Below are 17,494 nucleotides of genomic sequence, written 5' to 3' on the forward strand. Positions count from 1 at the left end.
AAGGCAGGAAATGGCAGTCGCTCCTTCGCTCAACTGCCTCTCCAAAGAATCCTTTCTCAGCCTAAACTCAACCCCAAAATCGCCATATGCGATTCCCCTGCCCTCGAGGGGGGAGATTGGCAGTTGAATCGGCCGGCGCTTTTCTTGCCTCGTTGAGGGTTGGCCAGAACGGAGATGAGAGCCAATCTCCCCCTCAGAGGGGGAGATGTCCGGCAGGACAGAGGGGGGTGGGCGGGAACTCATGCTTTCCAAGAAATACTTCTTGTCGGCCCTCACACCTTCACCAGCTGCTCCACGCGGTCCTTTTGGCCGAATATCCGCAGATAGCGCTCGATCTCTTTCTCGTCGCCTGTCGACTTGGCCGGATTGTCGGAGAGCTTGACCGCCGGCCTGCCATTGGCCTCGGTGACCTTGCAGACCAGCGAGATGGCGTCGAGCCGGTTGGTCTCGGTCGGTGCGCAGCCTTCGAAATCATTGGTCAGGTTGGTGCCCCAGCCGAAGGACATGCGCACCTTGCCGCGGAAGTGGCGGTAGGTCTCCTCGATGGTCTCGACCTCAAGCCCGTCGGAGAAGATGAGCAGCTTCTGCTTGGGGTCCTTGCCCTTTTCGCGCCACCAGGAAATGATCTTCTCGCCGCCCTCGATCGGCGGCGCGCTGTCGGGGCGGAAGCCGGTCCAGTCGGCGACCCAGTCCGGCGCATCGCGCAGGAACGCCGCGGTGCCGAAGGTGTCCGGCAGCACGATCAGCAAATTGCCGCCGTAGTAGCGCTGCCAGTCCTGCAACACCTTATAGGGCGACTGCTTCAATTCCTTTTCCGAATTGGTGAGCGCGGCGAACACCATCGGCAGCTCATGCGCGTTGGTGCCGAGCGCTTCGAGGTCGTTGTCCATGGCGAGCAGGACGTTGGAGGTGCCGGTAAAGGCCTCGCCGATGCCCTCCTTCAACGCTTCGACGCACCAGCGCTGCCACAGGAACGAATGACGGCGGCGGGTGCCGAAATCCGAAATGCGGATGCCGGGCAGCGCCTTCAGCCGCTCGGTCTTGGCCCACATCTTGGCCTTGGCGCGGGCATAGAGCACGTCGAGCGCAAACGGCCCGAACGCCCGCATGGCCGCGCGCGAGCGCAGTTCGTTGATAATTGCCAGCGCCGGGATCTCCCACAGCGTCGTATACATCCACGGACCGCTGAAGGTGAGCTCGTATTGGCCGTCGCGCCTGGAAAGCTCGTATTCGGGCAGCCGGAAATTTTCCAGCCAGGCGAGGAATTCCGGTTCGAAGATCTGCTTGCGGCCGTAGAAGGTGTTGCCGCCGAGCCAGATCATCTCTTTCTTCGAGAAGCGCAGCGTACGGGCATGGTCGAGCTGCTCGCGCAACTCTGCCTCGTCGATGTCCTCGGCAAGGCGGACCGAAGTGGTGCGGTTGATCAGCGAGAAAGTGGTATCGACCTTGGGATACATGCCCCAGATCATCTGCAGCATCAAAAGCTTGTAGAAATCGGTGTCCAGCAGGCTGCGGACGATCGGGTCGAGCTTCCAGGTGTGGTTGTAGACGCGCCGCGCTATATCGGTCTTTGCCATCGCTCAATGCCGCCTTCGCTGCTCGCTCTAGCTTTTTGTTTAGCGCAATTCCGGATGGAAAACCGCTGCGCACTTTTCCTGGAATTGCTCCAAATGGCTCTTAGCATCGAATTTTTGAAAGCGCCTCCCGCTTTGCGGGCTGGCCCGACAAAAAGAAGCCCCTGCGGCAAGCGTCGCCTACGGCAATTTCGGCCTCAGGATGCGGTCTTGGCGCCGACCACCTTGAGCGCCGGACGCTTGCGGCGAGTGCCGATGCGGCCCGCCACCGGCGCGTCGGCGCGGCGGTCGGCCTGCTCTTTCTCGGCAAACAGCCAGTCGATGAACAATTGCACGATCGGCGCCGACCTCATCTCGTTGCGGCAGACGACGTAGAAATCGTCGACCGCCGGCACGGAAAGGCTGAACGGGGCGACAAGCAGACCCCTGGCGAGCAGTCCGCTTGCAGTTACCGTGTCGCCGAGCGCCACGCCATGGCCGTGAACCGCAGCCTCGGTCGCCATGCGCGCGTCGCCAAGATGATGGCGGCGGCCGCGCTCCAGGTCCAGCGCGTCGGCGGCGGCCAGCCAGGTGTGCCATTCGCGGCCGTCGTCGCCATGCAGGAAGACGTGATCGGCGAGGTCGCGGACGGTGCGGATCGGGCGGTTGTTGATCAGCGTCGGGCTGACCACCGGGAACAGTTCGAGACCCGACCATTTGCGCATCCAGCAGTCGGTCCAGCTGCCGTCACCATAGTGCACGCAGACATCGATATGCGGGGCGCGGACGTCCTTGGCGTCATTCGATGGGATCAGCGTCAGCCGGATATCCGGATATTGCGAAGTGAAGCTGCCGAGCCGCGGGATCATCCACAGCAACAGCAGCGCCGGCACGCAGGATACCGACAGCGCGCCGGTGCTGGCCGGCCTCGTCATGCGCTGCGTGGCGGCGGCGATGCCGTCGAAGGCGGTCGACACCGCCGGCAGCAACTCGGCGCCGTGCGGCGTGAGCTTCACCCGCTGGCCGGCGCGCTCGAACAGCTTGACGCCCAATGATTGCTCGAGCGCCTTGATCTGATGGCTGATGGCGCCGTGGGTGACGTTGAGCTCAGCCGCCGCCTTGGTCAGCGAGGCGTGGCGCGCCGTCGCCTCGAAGGCGCGCAGCGGGTTGAGTGGTGGCAAACGCTTGGCCATTTGGAACCTGAACTCTGTGAGATTTTCTCACAACAAACACCCTAACAATATCAATTGATTTTTCAATGCAGCTACAGGACACTTTGCCCAAGCATTGCATCAAGACTTGAAATCTACAGGCAGCCAACGGCCGCGGCTACCAAGGTCCTTGGCGCGCTGCACCAGCCATGGAGAACCGACATGGGTTATGATCGCGGCAAGCTCGAAGCATTGCGCCGCAAATATGGCGAGAGCCATGGCGGCGAAATGTTCGACCCGAAATTTCAGCGTGTCGCCGACAAGATCTTCTCCAAGACCGGCACGCGGCTGGCGCCCTATTCCGGCATCCCGACCTTCCTCGCAGCGCCCTATCGTGAAGTCGCCGCCGACAATCCGGATTTCGGCGATCTGCAGGTGGCGATGATCGGCGTGCCGATGGATCTTGGCGTCACCAACCGGCCCGGCGCCCGTTTCGGGCCAAGGGCGCTGCGCGCCATCGAGCGCATTGGCCCCTACAACCATGTGCTGGAATGTGCACCGACGCATGAGCTGAAGGTCGCCGACATCGGCGACGTGCCGTTCCAGAGCCGCTATCGGCTGGAGACCAGCCATGACGATATCGAACGCCGCGCCAACCAGATCGTCGACGCCGGCGTCCTGCCCTTGTCTGTCGGCGGCGATCATTCGATCAGCCACCCGATCCTGAAAGCTGTCGGCAAGAAGGCGCCGGTGGGCATGATCCATATCGACGCCCATTGCGACACCAGCGGCCTGTTCGACATGACCAAGTTCCACCATGGCGGGCCGTTCCGCAACGCGGTGCTGGACGGCGTGCTCGACCCGAGCCGCACCATCCAGATCGGCATTCGCGGCTCGGCCGAGTACCTTTGGGAGTTCACCTACGAGTCCGGTATGACCGTGGTGCATGTCGAAGAGGTGACCGGCCTCGGCATCCCCGCCATTATCGAGAAGGCGCGCAGGATAGTCGGCGACGGCCCGACCTATGTCTCCTTCGATATCGACAGCATCGATCCCGCCTTCGCGCCGGGCACCGGCACGCCGGAGGTCGGCGGGCTGACGACGCGCGAAGTGCTCGAGCTGCTGCGCGGCCTGAAGGGCCTCAATATCGTCGGCGGCGACGTCGTCGAGGTGGCGCCGCAATATGACGCGACCACCAACACGGCGCATGCCGGCGCGCAGGTGCTGTTCGAGATCCTCAGCCTGATGGTCTTCAGCCCGGCAATCACCAGCAAGGCGGGCTGACACGCTCGACCATGATCCCGAAAAGTGGGAACCGGTTTTCGGAGACGATCATGGTCCACTAGAAAATCCCAAAGGCGACCGCCGCGCTGGAGCCGGCGGTTGCACTCACATAAACAAGCTTCCAGCAGGGGAACGACAATGACATTTCACATGAAACTCAAATCATCCATCGCCGCCGTGCTGATGCTCGGCGCAACCGGCTTTGGTTTCACGACCCAGGCCGCCAATGCCGACGCTATCGACGACATCACCAAGGCCGGCGCCATCAATGTCGGTATCTTTTCCGATTTCCCACCCTTCTCCTCGGCCAGCGCCGACATGAGCATCAAGGGCTACGACATCGACGTGGCGCAATCCATCGCCGAGCAGCTCAAGGTCAAGCTCAATCTGGTCAGCGTGACCGGCCAGAACCGCATCCCATATCTTACCGACAAGCGCGTCGACCTGCTGATGAGCGTCGGCTATTCCAAGGAGCGTGAGCAGGTGATCGATTTCGCCGCCGCCTACGCGCCTTACTACATCGCCGTCATCGGCCCGGCAGCACTTTCGGTCAAAGGCAAGGAAGACCTTGCCGACAAGTCGATCGCCGTCAATCGCGGCACGCTGGAGGACACCTCGCTGACCGAGGCAGCACCCGCCTCGGCCGACATCCGCCGCTTCGACAACTATAATTCCGTCATCCAGGCCTTCATCTCGGGTCAGACCCAGCTGATGGTGGTCGGCAACGATGTCGGCGCCCAGGTGCTCGCCCGTCAGGAGGCGCTGAAGCCGGAGCAAAAGTTCCAGCTTCTCACCTCGCCCTCGCATATCGGCCTCAACAAGAAGGAAGACCGCCTCAAGCAAGCGGTCAACGATGCAGTTGCCAAGATGCTGGCCGACGGGAGACTGGACGAAAGCTCGAAGGCCTGGCTGAAGACACCGCTCGATCCCGCCAATCTCAAGGATTGACGGCCGGTGACCTATAGCCTCGACTTCGGCTGGCTTGCCGGGGCGACAGAGGCGATCGCGCGCGGCGCGGCCACGACGATCCTGTTGATCGCCGTGACCACGCTGGCGGGAACGTTGCTCAGCATCCTCGGCGCGGCAGGGCGGCGAAATGGCCCGCTGCTGCTCAAGCGGGCGATCGGCGTCTATGTCGAGGTGATCCGCAACACGCCGTTCCTGGTGCAGCTGTTCTTCATCTTCTTCGGGCTGCCAAGCATCGGCGTGAGGCTCGATCCCGTGCTGGCAGCCATGCTGGCGATGACGCTCAACATGGCGGCCTACACGATCGAGATCGTTGGCGCCGGACTCGACGCGGTGCCGCCCGGGCAGACGGAAGCGGCAATGGCGCTTGGGCTCAGGCCGCGCCAGGTCTTCATCAAAATCGTGCTGCCGCAGGCGCTCAAGGTGATCTATCCGGCGCTGACCAGCCAGATCGTCATCATGATGCTGGAATCCGCCGTGGTGTCGCAGATCGCGGTGCGCGAGCTGACCTATGAAGCCGACATGCTGCAGGCGCGCACGTTTCGGGCTTTCGAGACCTATTTCGTGGTGACGATGGTCTATCTCATCCTGTCGATTGGGCTGCGCCGGCTGCTGGTCGGCGGCGGTCGCCGGCTTCTTGGAGCCGGCGTGTCATGATCGAATTCACCTTCTGGGACATTCTGCGCAACCTGCTGCTGGCGGCGCGCTGGACGGTGCTGTTGTCGTTGGCTGCCTTTGTCGGCGGCGCCGTGGTCGGCATGATCGTGCTGTTCTTCCGGATCGCCAAGAATAAATGGGCGCGCCGGTTTGCCTCCGGCTACATCGCGCTTTTCCAGGGCACGCCGCTGCTGATGCAGCTCTTCCTGATGTTCTTCGGCTTGCCGATGCTGGGCCTGCGCATCGAGCCGTGGACCGCGGCGGTGCTTGGCCTGACCTTCTTTGCCAGCGCCTATCTCGCCGAGATCTGGCGCGGCGGCGTCGATGCATTGCCACGCGGCCAGTGGGACGCCGGCGCCAGCCTCGGCCTGCACTATCTGCAGGAACTCCGGCTGATCATCCTGCCGCAGGCGTTTTCGATCACCCGCGCGCCGACCGTCGGCTTCCTGGTGCAGCTGATCAAGTCGACCGCGCTGACCTCGATCATCGGTTTCGAGGAGCTGGTGAGGACATCCAACGCAATCAACAATGCGACCTTCGAACCGTTCAAAGTCTACGGGCTGGTAGCGCTGATCTTCTTCGTCATGTGCTTTCCGCTGACGCAATATGCGCGCTCGCTGGAACAGCGGGCGGCGGCCCGCTGAGCGGGCGACCAGCAATTCAACGCCCGAACACCAGCGGCGGCGCGATCCTGTCCCGCCGCAGCCAGCGTCCCAGCAGGAGTGCAGCAACCACCGCCAGTCCCGACGATAGGCCGATCCAGATGCCGACGCCGTTGAAACCGAAATGGAAGGCGAGCAGCACGCCGAGCGGCAGGCCGATGCCCCAATAGCCGATCGCGGCATAGATCATCGGCACCTTGGTGTCGTGCAGGCCGCGCAGCATGCCGCTGGCTACCGCCTGCGCACCGTCAAAAACCTGGAACAGCGCGGCAAAAGCGAGGAACGACACGGCCAGCGCGACCACCTCGGCATTAGCCGGATTGCCCAGATCGATGAAGGCCCCGATCAAGAGGTGCGGCCACAGGATCATCACCAGCCCCATCAGCGCCATGAAGGAGACACCGACGACATAGGCGGTCCAGCCAGCCCGGCTGACACCTTCCGGATTGCCGGCGCCGTGGGCAAGTCCGACGCGCACCGTCACCGCCTGGTTGAGGCCGAGCGGCACCATGAAGGTGATCGAGGCGATCTGGATGGCGATCGCATGGGCGGCAAGCGAAGCCGCATCGATCAGACCCATGAGAAAGGCCGCCGCGTTGAAGATCGTCACCTCGAAGGCCAGCAGACCGGCGATGGGCAGGCCGAGCCGCAGCAGGCCCTTGAAGCGCGGCCAGTCGGCCCGCCAGAAGCGTCCGAACAGACGATAGCGCCGGAATTTCTTCTCAAGCATCACCACCGCCGCCATGCCGGCGAACATAAGCGTGCTGGACAGAGTGGTTGCAAGGCCGGAGCCGGCGATGCCCATCGATTGGATGCCGAGATTGCCGAACATGAACAGCCAGTTGAAAAAGGCGTTGCAGGCGACGGCAACGAAGACGATGATCAGTGCCCAGCCCGGCCGCTCCAGCGCCGAAATGAACGAGCGCAGGACGATGTAGCCGAAAAAGGGCAGCACCGCCCATTCGAGCCAGCGCAGATAGATGCCGGCCTGATGCGCCAGCGCCGGTTCCTGACCCATGGCCAGCAACACGCTCTCGCCGTGCCAGAGAAAGACCCAGATCGGAATGCAAATGAGGATCGCCAGCCACAGGCCCTGGCGCACGGTGCGGCGCAGGTCGCGCACCGAGTGGCGGCGACGGCCGAGCTCGGTCGCCATCATCGGCGAGGTCGCCAGCATCAGGCCAAGTCCAAAGATCAGCGGCATGAAGTAAAGGTTGGCACCAAGCGCACCGCTGGCCAGCGTGTCCGGCCCCAGCCGCCCCATCATCATGACGTCGATAGCGGTCATCGCGGTCTGACCGAGATTGGTCAGCACCATCGGCCAGGCGAGCGCCAGCATCGCCCTGATTTCCCGACGCCAAAGGTTTTCCGGCGCGCGAGCGTCGGCTTCGATCGCAGACATTTTTTCCGCCTATCCGATTGCGGCACGTCGGCAAGAGCCGGAAGCCGCGTCTCAGCGCGGAAAATGGCCAAGATCGGCCGGATTCCGCATTACGACGGGTTTGTCTATGAAATGGGCACCGGTGGCAAGAGGCTGACTTGCGGAAGGGTTAAGCCAGTCGGCTCAATGCAGGCTATTGGAGAGGCCATGGAAGCCGCTATGGTCACGGTGGATTCCTTTGAAAGGCAGCCTGATGAGCGCGTTTCCCGAAATCTATCTGGTTCGGCATGGCGAGACGGAATGGAGTGCGTCCGGAAAACATACCGGCCGGACCGACATACCGCTGACGCCGGCCGGCGAGGACGCGGCAAGGCGGGTCACTGAGCGGCTAAAGGGTCTATCCTTCTCGGCGGTGTGGTCGAGCCCGTCGCAGCGCGCCTTCAACACCTGTGCGCTGGCCGGCTTCGGCTCGTCAGGCGTGAAGAAGGACGATCTGGCGGAGTGGGATTATGGTGCCTATGAGGGATTGACCACCAAGCAAATCCTCGCCGAGCGTCCCGGTTGGCGGCTCTTTCGCGACGGCTGCCCGCGCGGCGAGTCCGCCACGGATGTAGGCTCGAGGGCGGACCGGATCGTCAGCCAGTTGCTCGAGGCCAGCGGCAATGTCCTGGTCTTCTCAAGTTCGCATTTCCTGAGGGTGCTAGCCGCACGCTGGCTCGGCCTGCCACCGCAAGACGGCGCGCTTTTCGTGCTGGATACCGCCAGCGTAAGCGTGATCGGTTATGAGCACGGCCTTGACGAACCGGTCGTCCGGCGCTGGAACCAGAGATAGCCGCCGATCCCGATCTATCGGATCGCGTCCAGCGCCTGCCTTTGCCGATGCATCTCGAGAAACACGCGGTAGTCGCGATCGAACCGGCCGGCGGCAGCCGGATTGGGCTCGCGCGTCCTGCCGCCTTGCTGCATGGCGACGCAAGCGGCGTTCAAATCGGGAAAAAGCCTGGCAGCGGTGGCGGCAATCATGCCGGTGCCGAGCAGCACCGCCTCGTCCGCCAGCGGCTCGACCACCGTGCATCCGGTGGCGTCGGCATAGAGCTCCATCAGCAAGGGGTTCTTGGTGTGGCCGCCGGTGACATGCAGCGTGTCGATCAGATAGCCGTTCTCGTTCAGCGCCTCCAGCACATGGCGGACGCCAAGCGCGATGCTGACAGCGGTGCGCCAATAGAGCTTGCACAGACTGTCGAAGGACGAATCCAGCGTCAGCCCGCTGATGACGCCTACGGCATGCGGGTCGGCGAGCGGCGAGCGGTTACCGTGAAAATCGGGCAGCACATGCAGCCTGGCGGCGAGGTTGTCTCCTTCAGCGGCGCGCAGCTCGGCGACGCGGCGGGCGATCCTGGCATGCATGGCGGCATCCGGCTCGCCGCCGGCGCCATGCCAGCGGATGATGTGATCGAGCAGCGCGCCGGTGGCTGACTGGCCACCTTCCGACAGCCACAGGCCGGGAAGGGCGGCGCCATAGTAAGGACCCCAAACACCGGCGAAAGGCTGCGGATCGGGCGACATCGCCATGACGCAACTCGACGTGCCGGCGATCAGAGCCAGATGGCGGCCGATGTTGGTCGCGTCACCGGCGAAGCCGCCGAGCACGCCAAGCGCGCCGGCATAGGCATCGATGACGCCGGCGCCAACCCGGCATTTTTCGGTGAGGCCAAGCTCCGCCGCGGCTTGCGTGTTGAGCGCACCGATATCTGCGCCGACCGGGCTTGCCTTTCCCGGCAGATTGCCGTGCTCGAAAACGTCGCCGAGCCCGACGGCTTCGAAGAAGTCGCGCCGCCAGCCGGTCGCTTCATGGGCAAGATAGGTCCATTTGGCGGTCAGCGTGCATTGTGAACGGGCGAGCGAGCCGGTTGCCTTCCAGGTCAGGAAGTCGGTGAGGTCGAATAGGTAGCCGGCTTCGTTCCATGTTCCGGGCAGGTTGCGCTTCAGCCACATCAGCTTCGGCGTCTCCATTTCCGGCGACATGACGCCGCCGATATAGTCGAGCACGGCATGGCCGCTTTCGGTGCATTCGTCGGCCTCGGCAATGGCGCGATGATCGAGCCATACGATGGTGTCCCAGCGTCTGTCGCCTGATACCGACACGCTGAGCTGGCCGCCATGCCGGTCTCGCACCACCAGCGAGCAGGTGGCGTCAAAGGAGATGCCGACGATATCCTCAGCCTTCACGCGCGCCTTTTCGCGGGCAGCGCGGACGGCCATGCACACCGCCGACCATATATCCTGCGAATCGTGCTCGGCGTGGTCGGCTTTCGGCTGTTGCATGGCGATCGGGTGCTCGGCGCGGCCGAGCAAGGCGCCACCGGTGTCGAGAATGCCGGCACGGGCGCTTCCGGTGCCGACATCGACCGCGCAAACGAAACTGTTGGTCAAGGTGTTCTTGCTCTCGCTCCCAGGCCTGCAATCAGATCGGGCAATTGCAGCATGTCAGCGAATATAAAGTCCGGCTCACTCGACGCAAGCCGCGCTTTCAGTGCCGGGTTGCCGGTGTGCGAGCCCCCGGTGAAGGCAAGGACGCGCATGCCTGCCACCCGCGCCGCTTGGATGCCGGCCGGGCTGTCCTCGACGACGAGGCAGTTTCGCGGGTCCGCTCCCATTTTAGCAGCCGCATGGAGAAAAAGATCGGGCGCCGGTTTGCCCCGCGCCACCATGGCAGCGCTGAACAAATGCGGCTCCAGCAGCCCAAGCAACCCCGTAACCTTGAGCGCATAGCGGATCCGCTCCAGCGTGCCGGAGGAGGCGACGCAGCACGGCACGCCGAGCTTCGGCAGGACCTGTGCCATGCCTGGCATCGGTTTCAGCTCCTGGCGAAACTTGCGCATCAGTTCGGAGCGCATCTCGGTCAGATGCTGGTCGGTGAGATCGAGCCCGAAGTCGCTTGCGAGGATTTCGCGGACGCTCTTCATGCTCTTGCCGAGGAAGTGCTCGTAGGCAACGTCCTCGCTGACGTTGCCGCCGGCAAGCGCGATCATCTCCAGCAATGCCGAGACGGACAGCATCTCGCTATCCACCAGCACGCCGTCACAGTCGAAAATGACCAGTTCAGGCGTCATCGCGCTGGATCGGCTTCAGAGGTCGCCGGCGAGATAGCGCGTCAGTGTCGCGCGCGCGCCGTCCGCCCACAGCGATTTGAGCGCATGGGCGAACGCTTCGGCGAACGGCGGCGAGCGGCCGACATCGCCATAGATGTCCTCCATGGCAAGCCAGGCGGCAGGCATGTCCCTGGCCGCCCTTGCCGTCGCCTGCAGCCGGCTCCAATTCGGGTCGTTGGGCTCGGTGACGGCACCGGAATCCGTCGTGCCGAAACAGTAGCGGCACCAGAGCGCCGATTCCAGCGCCAGGCCGGTGACGCTCTTGCCGGCCTTCAGCCGGTCGGCGATGGTCGGAATGATGAATTTCGGCTGGCGGTTGGAGCCGTCGAGGCAAAGCCGGCGTATGGTGTCGCCGATTTTCGGGTTAGAGAACCGGTGCTTGATGAGCTGGTAATAGTCCTCCAGCACGGTGTCCGGCACCGGTGGCACCGTCGGGATGATCTCGTCATGCTCGAGCTTGTCGAGAAAGCCGCGTACCAGCGGCTCCTGCATCGCCTCATGGACGAAATGGATGTCCATCAGCCCGGCCGGATAGGCGATGGTCGCATGTCCGCCATTGAGGATGCGGATCTTCATCAGCTCATAGGGCGCGACATCGCTGACGAACTGCACGCCGACCTGTTCCAGCGGCGGCCTTCCGTCGGTGAAACGGTCCTCCAGCACCCATTGCTTGAACGGCTCGCAAAACACCGGCCAATTGTCGTCGAGACCGAACTCGCTGGAGAGAATGCCGCGCTCGCGATCGGTGGTGGCCGGCGTGATGCGGTCGACCATGCCATTGGGAAAGGCGACGTTTTCGTTCACCCAGTTTGCCAGATCCTCGTCGATCAGCCGGGCAAGGCCGATGACGCCATCGGAAGTGACGTGGCCGTTGTGGGGGATGTTGTCGCAGGACATGATGGTGAAGGGCACGATGCCATTGGCGCGGCGGCGCAGCAGCCCAGCGAGGATGAGGCCGAATACGGTCTTCGGCGTCGCCCCCGGCTCAGCGTCGGCAATGATGTCGGGATGCGTCGGATTGAACACGCCAGAAGCCGGATCGATGAAATAGCCACCCTCGGTGATGGTCAGGGAAACGATCTTGATCGCCGGATCGGCAAGCCGCTCGACAATTGCGGTCGCGTCGCCCGGCACCAGGAAGTCGATCATGACGCCGGTGACGCGCGCGCTCATATGGCCGCTGTCCTGCTCGACCACTGTGGTCAGCCAGTCCTGTTCCTGCAGCTTGCCGCGGCCGACCTTCTCGCCCTCGAAGACGCCGGCGCCAACGATGGCCCAGTCGTGACCGACGCCCGAATTGAAGAGGTCGTCGAGATAGACGGCCTGATGCGAGCGATGGAAATTGCCGACGCCGAAATGCACGATGCCGGCCTTGAGCGCGGCGCGATCGTATTTCGGGCCGGCGACCTTGGGCGGAAGCTTGGCGAGTATGGAAGAAGAGAGTTTCACGGACATCTGCTTTTACCCTTTAGCGGGACGGCTCTTCCCCCGTGGAGGAGACGGGGAGAAGAGCGCCCTCGCCCCCTCAACTCATCCACTGGCCGCCATCGACATTGTAGGTCTGGGCAATGATGTATTCGGCCTCATCGCTGGCCAGGAACACCGCCATGCCGGTGAGGTCTTGCGCCGTGCCCATGCGGCCATAAGGCACGGCTTCGCCGACCAGCCTCTTCTTTTCGCCTTTCGGCCGGTTCTCGAACTTGGCGAACAGGGCATCGACGTGATCCCAATGCTCGCCGTCGACGACCCCCGGTGCTATCGCGTTGACATTGATGCCGTGCTTGATCAGGTCCAGCCCTGCCGACTGGGTGAGCGAGATGACCGCCGCCTTGGTGGCGCAGTAGACGGCGACCAGCGCCTCGCCGCGGCGCCCGGCCTGGCTTGCCATGTTGATGATCTTGCCGCCCTTGCCGCGGGCAATCATCGAACGGGCCGCAACCTGAAGCGTAAACAGTGTGCCGGCGACGTTGACCGAGAACAATTTGTCGTAGCTTGCCTTGCTGATCTCGACGATCGGCGCCAGGTCGAACAGCGCAGCGTTGTTGATCAAAATATCGAGGCCGCCGGCTCTGGTTTCGACCGCCTTGACAGCCGCATCTATCGACGCGAGATCGGTGACGTCCAGCTTCACCGCGTAGGCGTTGCCGCCGATTTCCGAAGCCGTCTTCTCGGCAGCCTCGAGATTGATGTCGCCGACGGCGACGGTCGCGCCCTCCCGCATGTAGGCTTCGGCAAACGCCCTGCCGATGCCGCGCGCCGATCCGGTGATCAGCGCCGATTTACCTCCGAGCCTCATTGCAGCATCGCCTTCCCATCGGTGCCAAAACGATGCAGCTTGGTCTTGTCCGGTGTCAGATAGATTGTGTCGCCGTGATGGGCGGCAAGTTCGCCGTCGGCACGCACCGTCAGCTGCCCGACACCATCCGCCTGGACGTGCAAAAACGTGTCGGAGCCGAGATGTTCGGCAACGCCGACGGTCGCCTTCCAGTCGCCTGACGTCTTCGAAATGTTCATATGCTCCGGGCGGATGCCGACTGTCCTGGCGCCATATTTGGCGGCCGGCTCGCCTTCGATCAGGTTCATCTTCGGCGAGCCGATGAAACCGGCGACGAACAGGTTCTTCGGTGTCTTGTAGAGCTCCATCGGCGAGCCGACCTGCTCGATATTGCCGGCGTTGAGCACGACGATTTTGTCGGCCATGGTCATGGCCTCGATCTGGTCGTGGGTGACGTAGACCATGGTGGTCTTGAGCTGGTGATGCAGCTCGCTGATCTCCAGCCGCATGGTGCCGCGCAGCGCCGCGTCGAGATTGGACAAAGGCTCGTCGAACAGGAAGGCGGAAGGCTGGCGCACGATGGCGCGGCCGATGGCGACGCGCTGCCGCTGGCCGCCGGAGAGCTGGCCGGGGCGGCGATCTAGGTAGTTGGTGAGGTTCAAGATGCGGGCGGCGTCCTTCACCTTCTTGTCGATGGTCGCCTGGTCCTCGCCCGCCATCTTCAGGGGGAAAGCGATGTTCTTGGCCACCGTCATATGCGGGTAAAGCGCATAGGACTGGAACACCATGGCCAGCTTGCGCTTGGCCGGCGCCTCGCCGGTGACGTCGCGGCCATCGATGATGATGGTGCCGCCGCTGGTGTCCTCCAGGCCGGCAATCAGACGCAACAGCGTGGACTTGCCGCAGCCCGACGGGCCGACGAAGACGACGAACTCGCCGTTCTCGATGATCAGGTCGAGGCCGGGGATGATGGACGTCGCCCCGAAGGATTTGGAGACGTTCTTGAGCGTGATGTTTCCCATGATTTCCTCCCCCGAAGGGCTGTTTTTCGTTTTGCGTCAGGCGATGCCCGTTACTTTACCGCCCCAAACGTCAGGCCGCGGACCAGCTGCTTCTGGCTGAACCAGCCCATGATCAGGATCGGCGCGATCGCCAGTGTCGAGGCGGCCGAAAGCTTGGCCCAGAACAGCCCCTGCGGACTGGAGAAGGAGCTGATGAAAGCGGTGAGCGGCGCTGCCTCGGTGGTGGTCAGCCGGATCGTCCAGAACGCCTCGTTCCAGGCGAGGATGATGTTGAGCAGCATGGTCGAGGCGATGCCCGGCACCGCCATCGGCGTCAGCACGTAGATGATCTCGTTCCAGAGCGATGCGCCGTCCATGCGCGCCGCTTCCAGGATCTCGCCCGGGATCTCGCGGAAGTAGGTGTAGAGCATCCAGACCACGATCGGCAGGTTGATCAGCATCAGCATGACCATCAGGCCGATGCGGCTGTCGAGCAGTCCGGTGTCGCGGAAGATCAGATAGATCGGGAACAGCACGGCGACGGCCGGCATCATCTTGGTGGAAAGCATCCACATCAGGATGTCCTTGGTGCGTTTGCTTGGCGAAAACGCCATCGACCATGCCGCCGGTACGGCGACAAGCAGAGCCAGGACGGTCGAGCCGACCGACAGGAACACCGAGTTCAGGAAGAATTTGAAATAACCGTTCTGCGCCTGGACCTCGGAATAGCTCTCCGTGGTTCCCGACGGGAACAGGTTGAAGCCCTGGATGGCCTCCTGCTCCGATTTGAACGAAGTGATGATCGTATAGAGGATCGGGAAGAAGATCAGCAGCGCGACGATCCAGGCGGCCGCGGTCGCAATCGTCTTGTGCTGGGTGGTGACTGCACGTGCCATCGTTTCCTCCCTTATTTATCCAAATTCTTGCCGACGGCGCGCATGGCGAAGAAGGCGACGATGTTGGCGAGAATGACTGCGATAATACCCCCGGCGGACGCCTGGCCGATTTTGAACTCCAGCAATGCCTTCTGGTAGACGAGGAAGGGCAGGTTGGTGGAGGCATAACCCGGGCCGCCATTGGTGGTGACGAGGATCTCGGCATAGACCGACAGAAGGAAGATCGTCTGGATCAGGATGACCACGGTTATGGCGCGCGACATATGCGGCAGCGTCAAATAGATGAAGCGGCTGATGAAGCCGGCGCCGTCCATTTCGGCGGCTTCCTTCTGCTCGCCGTCGAGCGACTGAAGCGCGGTCAACAGGATCAGCGTTGCAAACGGCAGCCACTGCCAGGCGACGATGATGATGATGGCCAAAAGCGGGTGCTGCCCGAACCAGTCGATCGGCTGCCCGCCGAAGAAGCGCGCAATATCGGCGAAGACGCCGTATTGCGGATGCATGATCATGTTCTTCCAGACCAGTGCCGCCACCGGCGGCATGACGAAGAACGGCGAGATGACGAGGATGCGGACGATGCCCTGTCCCCACATCGGCTGATCGAGCAGAAGGGCCAGCAAGATACCGCCGATCACCGTGATCAAAAGCACGCTGACGACGATGGTGAGCGTGTTGAGGATCGACTGCAGGAATGCCGGGTTGGAATAGAACAGCGCGTAGTTCGAAAACCCGACGAAGCCGTCGCGCATCGGATTGAGCGGATTGTACTGTTGGAAGGAGAACCACAGCGTGAATGCCAGCGGTACAATCATCCAAACCAGCAGCAGCACCACGGATGGCGCCATCATGAAGCGGGCAAGCGAACGGGTCTGCTGAGTAGCCATGACGGTCACCCTTCGAGGTCAGCCAAGTTTTCAGCGGTGTGATAGCCGGCCGCCCGAACTGGGATTCGGGCGGCCGTTGCCGGTCGCCATTGGCAACCGGCACCGGGAGGAGCCTACTTGATGTAACCGCCCTCGGTCATCGTCGCGGTGGCGGCGTCCTGCGCCTGTTTCAGGGCATCGTCGACGCTCGACTGGCCGGCAAGTGCCGCCGAGAAGAGCTGGCCGACAGTGGTGCCGAGGCCCTGGAACTCAGGAATGGCGACGAACTGGACGCCGACATAGGGCACCGGCTTGACGGTCGGATGCGTCGGATCGGCGGAGTTGATCGAGTCCAGCGTCATCTTGGCGAAAGGTGCTGCCTTCTGGTACTCAGGATTGGCATAAAGCGAGGTGCGTGTGCCCGGAGGAGCGCTGGCCCAGCCTAGCTTGGAGGCGACGAGCTCGGAGTAATGCTTGCTGGTCGCCCACGATACGAACTTTTCGGCGGCGTCGGCCTTCTGGGTGCCGGCGGGAATGGCCAGCGACCAGGCCCACAGCCAGTTGCCGCGCTTGCCGAGGCCATTGTCCGGCGCCAGCGCATAGCTAACCTTGTCGGCGACCTTCGAACTCTTCGGATCGGAGACCATGGATGCGGCGACCGTAGCGTCGATCCACATGCCGCATTTGCCCTGCTGGAACAGCGCCAGGTTTTCGTTGAAGCCATTCGACGATGCACCCTCGGGGCCGTCGGCCTTCATCAGGTCGACATAGAACTGCAGCGTGTTCTTCCATTCGGGCTGGTCGAATTGCGGCTTCCAGTTCTCGTCGAACCAGCGCGCGCCGAACGAGTTCGACATGGCGGTCAGGAAGGCCATGTTCTCGCCCCAGCCGGCCTTGCCGCGCAGGCAGACGCCGTTCACGCCGTTGGCGCGGTCGGTCATCTTGTCGGCGGCCTGCTTGATGAAGTCCCAGGTCGGTGCATCGGGCATCTTGAGCCCGGCCTTTTCCATCAGGTCCTTGCGGTACATGACGAAGGAGCTCTCGCCATAGAACGGCGCTGCATAGAGCTTGCCGTCGACTGACAGACCGCCAGCGATGGCCGGCAGGATGTCCTTGGCGTCGTAGTCGTCGCCGAGTTTATCGAGCGGCAGGAGCCAGCTCTGCTTGGCCCAGATCGGCACTTCATAGGTGCCGATGGTCATCACGTCATACTGGCCGCCCTTGGTGGCGATGTCGGTGGTGACGCGCTCGCGCAGCACGTTCTCTTCGAGCGTGACCCAGTTGAGCGTGACGTCGGGGTTCGCCTTGGTGAAGTCGTCCGTCAGCGTCTGCATGCGGATCATATCGGCATTGTTGACGGTGGCGATGGTGATGGATTCGGCATGCGCGGCGAAAGCAAGTGCGCTGGCCGACAACAGGCCTAGGGTGAACGTGCGAAGTTTCATCAAAATTCCTCCCATAAACCAAGATGAGCATTTGCCTTGGCTGTGAGCAATTACTCACTTGCGATGAATTATGTCAAGACGGATTCGTTGCTGCAGCGCAGCACGCCGGGTCTGGTGCAGCGGCAAGCCTGGGACGTTTGCGGTATATGTTGAGAAGGGTTGGGTCGGGCTCATCGCGCCGCCAAAAGCCGGAGCTTTGCTGTCCGGG

General features: G+C 62.9%; 16 protein-coding genes. 5 read left to right on the plus strand and 11 right to left on the minus strand.

What is annotated here, in order from left to right; all coding sequences use genetic code 11:
• Positions 1-272: 272 nt before the first annotated feature.
• Positions 273-1,577 (minus strand): nicotinate phosphoribosyltransferase, encoded by a 1,305-nt coding sequence (gene pncB / locus NKI22_RS23820; RefSeq protein ID WP_352816671.1) that lies wholly within the window; start codon positions 1,575-1,577, stop codon positions 273-275.
• Positions 1,578-1,771: 194 nt separating this feature from the next.
• Complete coding sequence (gcvA, locus tag NKI22_RS23825) at positions 1,772-2,746, minus strand: transcriptional regulator GcvA (protein ID WP_352467794.1); 975 nt, start codon at positions 2,744-2,746, stop codon at positions 1,772-1,774.
• A gap of 180 nt (positions 2,747-2,926) precedes the next feature.
• Between gcvA and speB the strand changes: the two genes are divergently transcribed.
• From speB to NKI22_RS23845, 4 genes are all read left to right on the plus strand, one after another.
• Complete coding sequence (gene speB / locus NKI22_RS23830) at positions 2,927-3,988, plus strand: agmatinase (protein ID WP_352548068.1); 1,062 nt, start codon at positions 2,927-2,929, stop codon at positions 3,986-3,988.
• Positions 3,989-4,126: 138 nt separating this feature from the next.
• Positions 4,127-4,936 (plus strand): transporter substrate-binding domain-containing protein, encoded by an 810-nt coding sequence (locus tag NKI22_RS23835; protein ID WP_352548066.1) that lies wholly within the window; start codon positions 4,127-4,129, stop codon positions 4,934-4,936.
• 6 nt (positions 4,937-4,942) lie between these two features.
• Positions 4,943-5,611 carry an amino acid ABC transporter permease gene (locus tag NKI22_RS23840; protein ID WP_352816675.1) on the plus strand — a complete coding sequence of 223 codons (669 nt, stop codon included), beginning with the start codon at positions 4,943-4,945 and terminating at the stop codon, positions 5,609-5,611.
• Positions 5,608-6,255: an amino acid ABC transporter permease gene (locus NKI22_RS23845; RefSeq protein ID WP_023722520.1), complete on the plus strand. Its 648-nt coding sequence runs from the start codon at positions 5,608-5,610 to the stop codon at positions 6,253-6,255. Before NKI22_RS23840 ends, NKI22_RS23845 begins: the two co-directional genes overlap by 4 nt.
• Positions 6,256-6,271: 16 nt before the next feature.
• Here NKI22_RS23845 and NKI22_RS23850 read toward each other — a convergent pair whose 3' ends face one another.
• Positions 6,272-7,675, minus strand: a complete 1,404-nt coding sequence (locus NKI22_RS23850; protein WP_352816677.1) for an MATE family efflux transporter — start codon at positions 7,673-7,675, stop codon at positions 6,272-6,274.
• Positions 7,676-7,904: 229 nt separating this feature from the next.
• Between NKI22_RS23850 and NKI22_RS23855 the strand changes: the two genes are divergently transcribed.
• Entirely contained in the window at positions 7,905-8,486 is a 582-nt protein-coding gene (locus NKI22_RS23855; RefSeq protein ID WP_031195179.1) for a histidine phosphatase family protein, read from the plus strand.
• Between the two features lie 14 nt (positions 8,487-8,500).
• Here the strand turns inward: NKI22_RS23855 and NKI22_RS23860 are convergent, their stop codons facing one another.
• The 8 genes from NKI22_RS23860 to NKI22_RS23895 form a co-directional block, all read right to left on the minus strand.
• Complete coding sequence (locus tag NKI22_RS23860; protein ID WP_352958949.1) at positions 8,501-10,087, minus strand: FGGY-family carbohydrate kinase; 1,587 nt, start codon at positions 10,085-10,087, stop codon at positions 8,501-8,503.
• The gene (locus NKI22_RS23865) at positions 10,084-10,767 is read right to left on the minus strand and encodes an HAD family hydrolase (RefSeq protein ID WP_352484350.1); all 684 of its coding nucleotides are present in this window, start codon (positions 10,765-10,767) and stop codon (positions 10,084-10,086) included. The genes NKI22_RS23860 and NKI22_RS23865 overlap by 4 nt, the downstream gene beginning before the upstream one ends.
• Before the next feature lie 15 nt (positions 10,768-10,782).
• Complete coding sequence (locus tag NKI22_RS23870) at positions 10,783-12,261, minus strand: mannitol dehydrogenase family protein (RefSeq protein ID WP_023722525.1); 1,479 nt, start codon at positions 12,259-12,261, stop codon at positions 10,783-10,785.
• Positions 12,262-12,331: 70 nt separating this feature from the next.
• Positions 12,332-13,102, minus strand: a complete 771-nt coding sequence (locus tag NKI22_RS23875; RefSeq protein WP_352938744.1) for an L-iditol 2-dehydrogenase — start codon at positions 13,100-13,102, stop codon at positions 12,332-12,334.
• Positions 13,099-14,103 (minus strand): ABC transporter ATP-binding protein, encoded by a 1,005-nt coding sequence (locus NKI22_RS23880; RefSeq protein WP_352484353.1) that lies wholly within the window; start codon positions 14,101-14,103, stop codon positions 13,099-13,101. Before NKI22_RS23880 ends, NKI22_RS23875 begins: the two co-directional genes overlap by 4 nt.
• A 50-nt stretch (positions 14,104-14,153) precedes the next feature.
• On the minus strand, positions 14,154-14,978 hold the full coding sequence (locus NKI22_RS23885) for a carbohydrate ABC transporter permease (RefSeq protein ID WP_352484354.1): 825 nt from the start codon (positions 14,976-14,978) through the stop codon (positions 14,154-14,156).
• Between the two features lie 11 nt (positions 14,979-14,989).
• A complete protein-coding gene (locus NKI22_RS23890; protein WP_031195183.1) occupies positions 14,990-15,862 on the minus strand; it encodes a carbohydrate ABC transporter permease in 873 nt (290 codons plus the stop codon).
• A 113-nt stretch (positions 15,863-15,975) separates the two neighbouring features.
• Positions 15,976-17,286, minus strand: coding sequence for an ABC transporter substrate-binding protein (locus NKI22_RS23895; RefSeq protein ID WP_352846872.1), 1,311 nt, complete (start codon positions 17,284-17,286; stop codon positions 15,976-15,978).
• Positions 17,287-17,494: the final 208 nt, after the last annotated feature.

The organism is Mesorhizobium sp. M0778 (assembly GCF_040320105.1).
Classification (GTDB): Bacteria; Pseudomonadota; Alphaproteobacteria; order Rhizobiales; family Rhizobiaceae; genus Mesorhizobium.

Bases quoted from the DNA above. Each gene is read 5' to 3' on its own strand.
- pncB (WP_352816671.1), bottom strand. From the start codon at position 1,577: ATGGCAAAGACCGATATAGCGCGGCGCGTCTACAACCACACCTGGAAG.
- gcvA (WP_352467794.1), bottom strand. From the start codon at position 2,746: ATGGCCAAGCGTTTGCCACCACTCAACCCGCTGCGCGCCTTCGAGGCG.
- speB (WP_352548068.1), top strand. From the start codon at position 2,927: ATGGGTTATGATCGCGGCAAGCTCGAAGCATTGCGCCGCAAATATGGC.
- NKI22_RS23835 (WP_352548066.1), top strand. From the start codon at position 4,127: ATGACATTTCACATGAAACTCAAATCATCCATCGCCGCCGTGCTGATG.
- NKI22_RS23845 (WP_023722520.1), top strand. From the start codon at position 5,608: ATGATCGAATTCACCTTCTGGGACATTCTGCGCAACCTGCTGCTGGCG.
- NKI22_RS23850 (WP_352816677.1), bottom strand. From the start codon at position 7,675: ATGTCTGCGATCGAAGCCGACGCTCGCGCGCCGGAAAACCTTTGGCGT.
- NKI22_RS23865 (WP_352484350.1), bottom strand. From the start codon at position 10,767: ATGACGCCTGAACTGGTCATTTTCGACTGTGACGGCGTGCTGGTGGAT.
- NKI22_RS23870 (WP_023722525.1), bottom strand. From the start codon at position 12,261: ATGTCCGTGAAACTCTCTTCTTCCATACTCGCCAAGCTTCCGCCCAAG.
- NKI22_RS23875 (WP_352938744.1), bottom strand. From the start codon at position 13,102: ATGAGGCTCGGAGGTAAATCGGCGCTGATCACCGGATCGGCGCGCGGC.
- NKI22_RS23880 (WP_352484353.1), bottom strand. From the start codon at position 14,103: ATGGGAAACATCACGCTCAAGAACGTCTCCAAATCCTTCGGGGCGACG.
- NKI22_RS23885 (WP_352484354.1), bottom strand. From the start codon at position 14,978: ATGGCACGTGCAGTCACCACCCAGCACAAGACGATTGCGACCGCGGCC.
- NKI22_RS23890 (WP_031195183.1), bottom strand. From the start codon at position 15,862: ATGGCTACTCAGCAGACCCGTTCGCTTGCCCGCTTCATGATGGCGCCA.
- NKI22_RS23895 (WP_352846872.1), bottom strand. From the start codon at position 17,286: ATGAAACTTCGCACGTTCACCCTAGGCCTGTTGTCGGCCAGCGCACTT.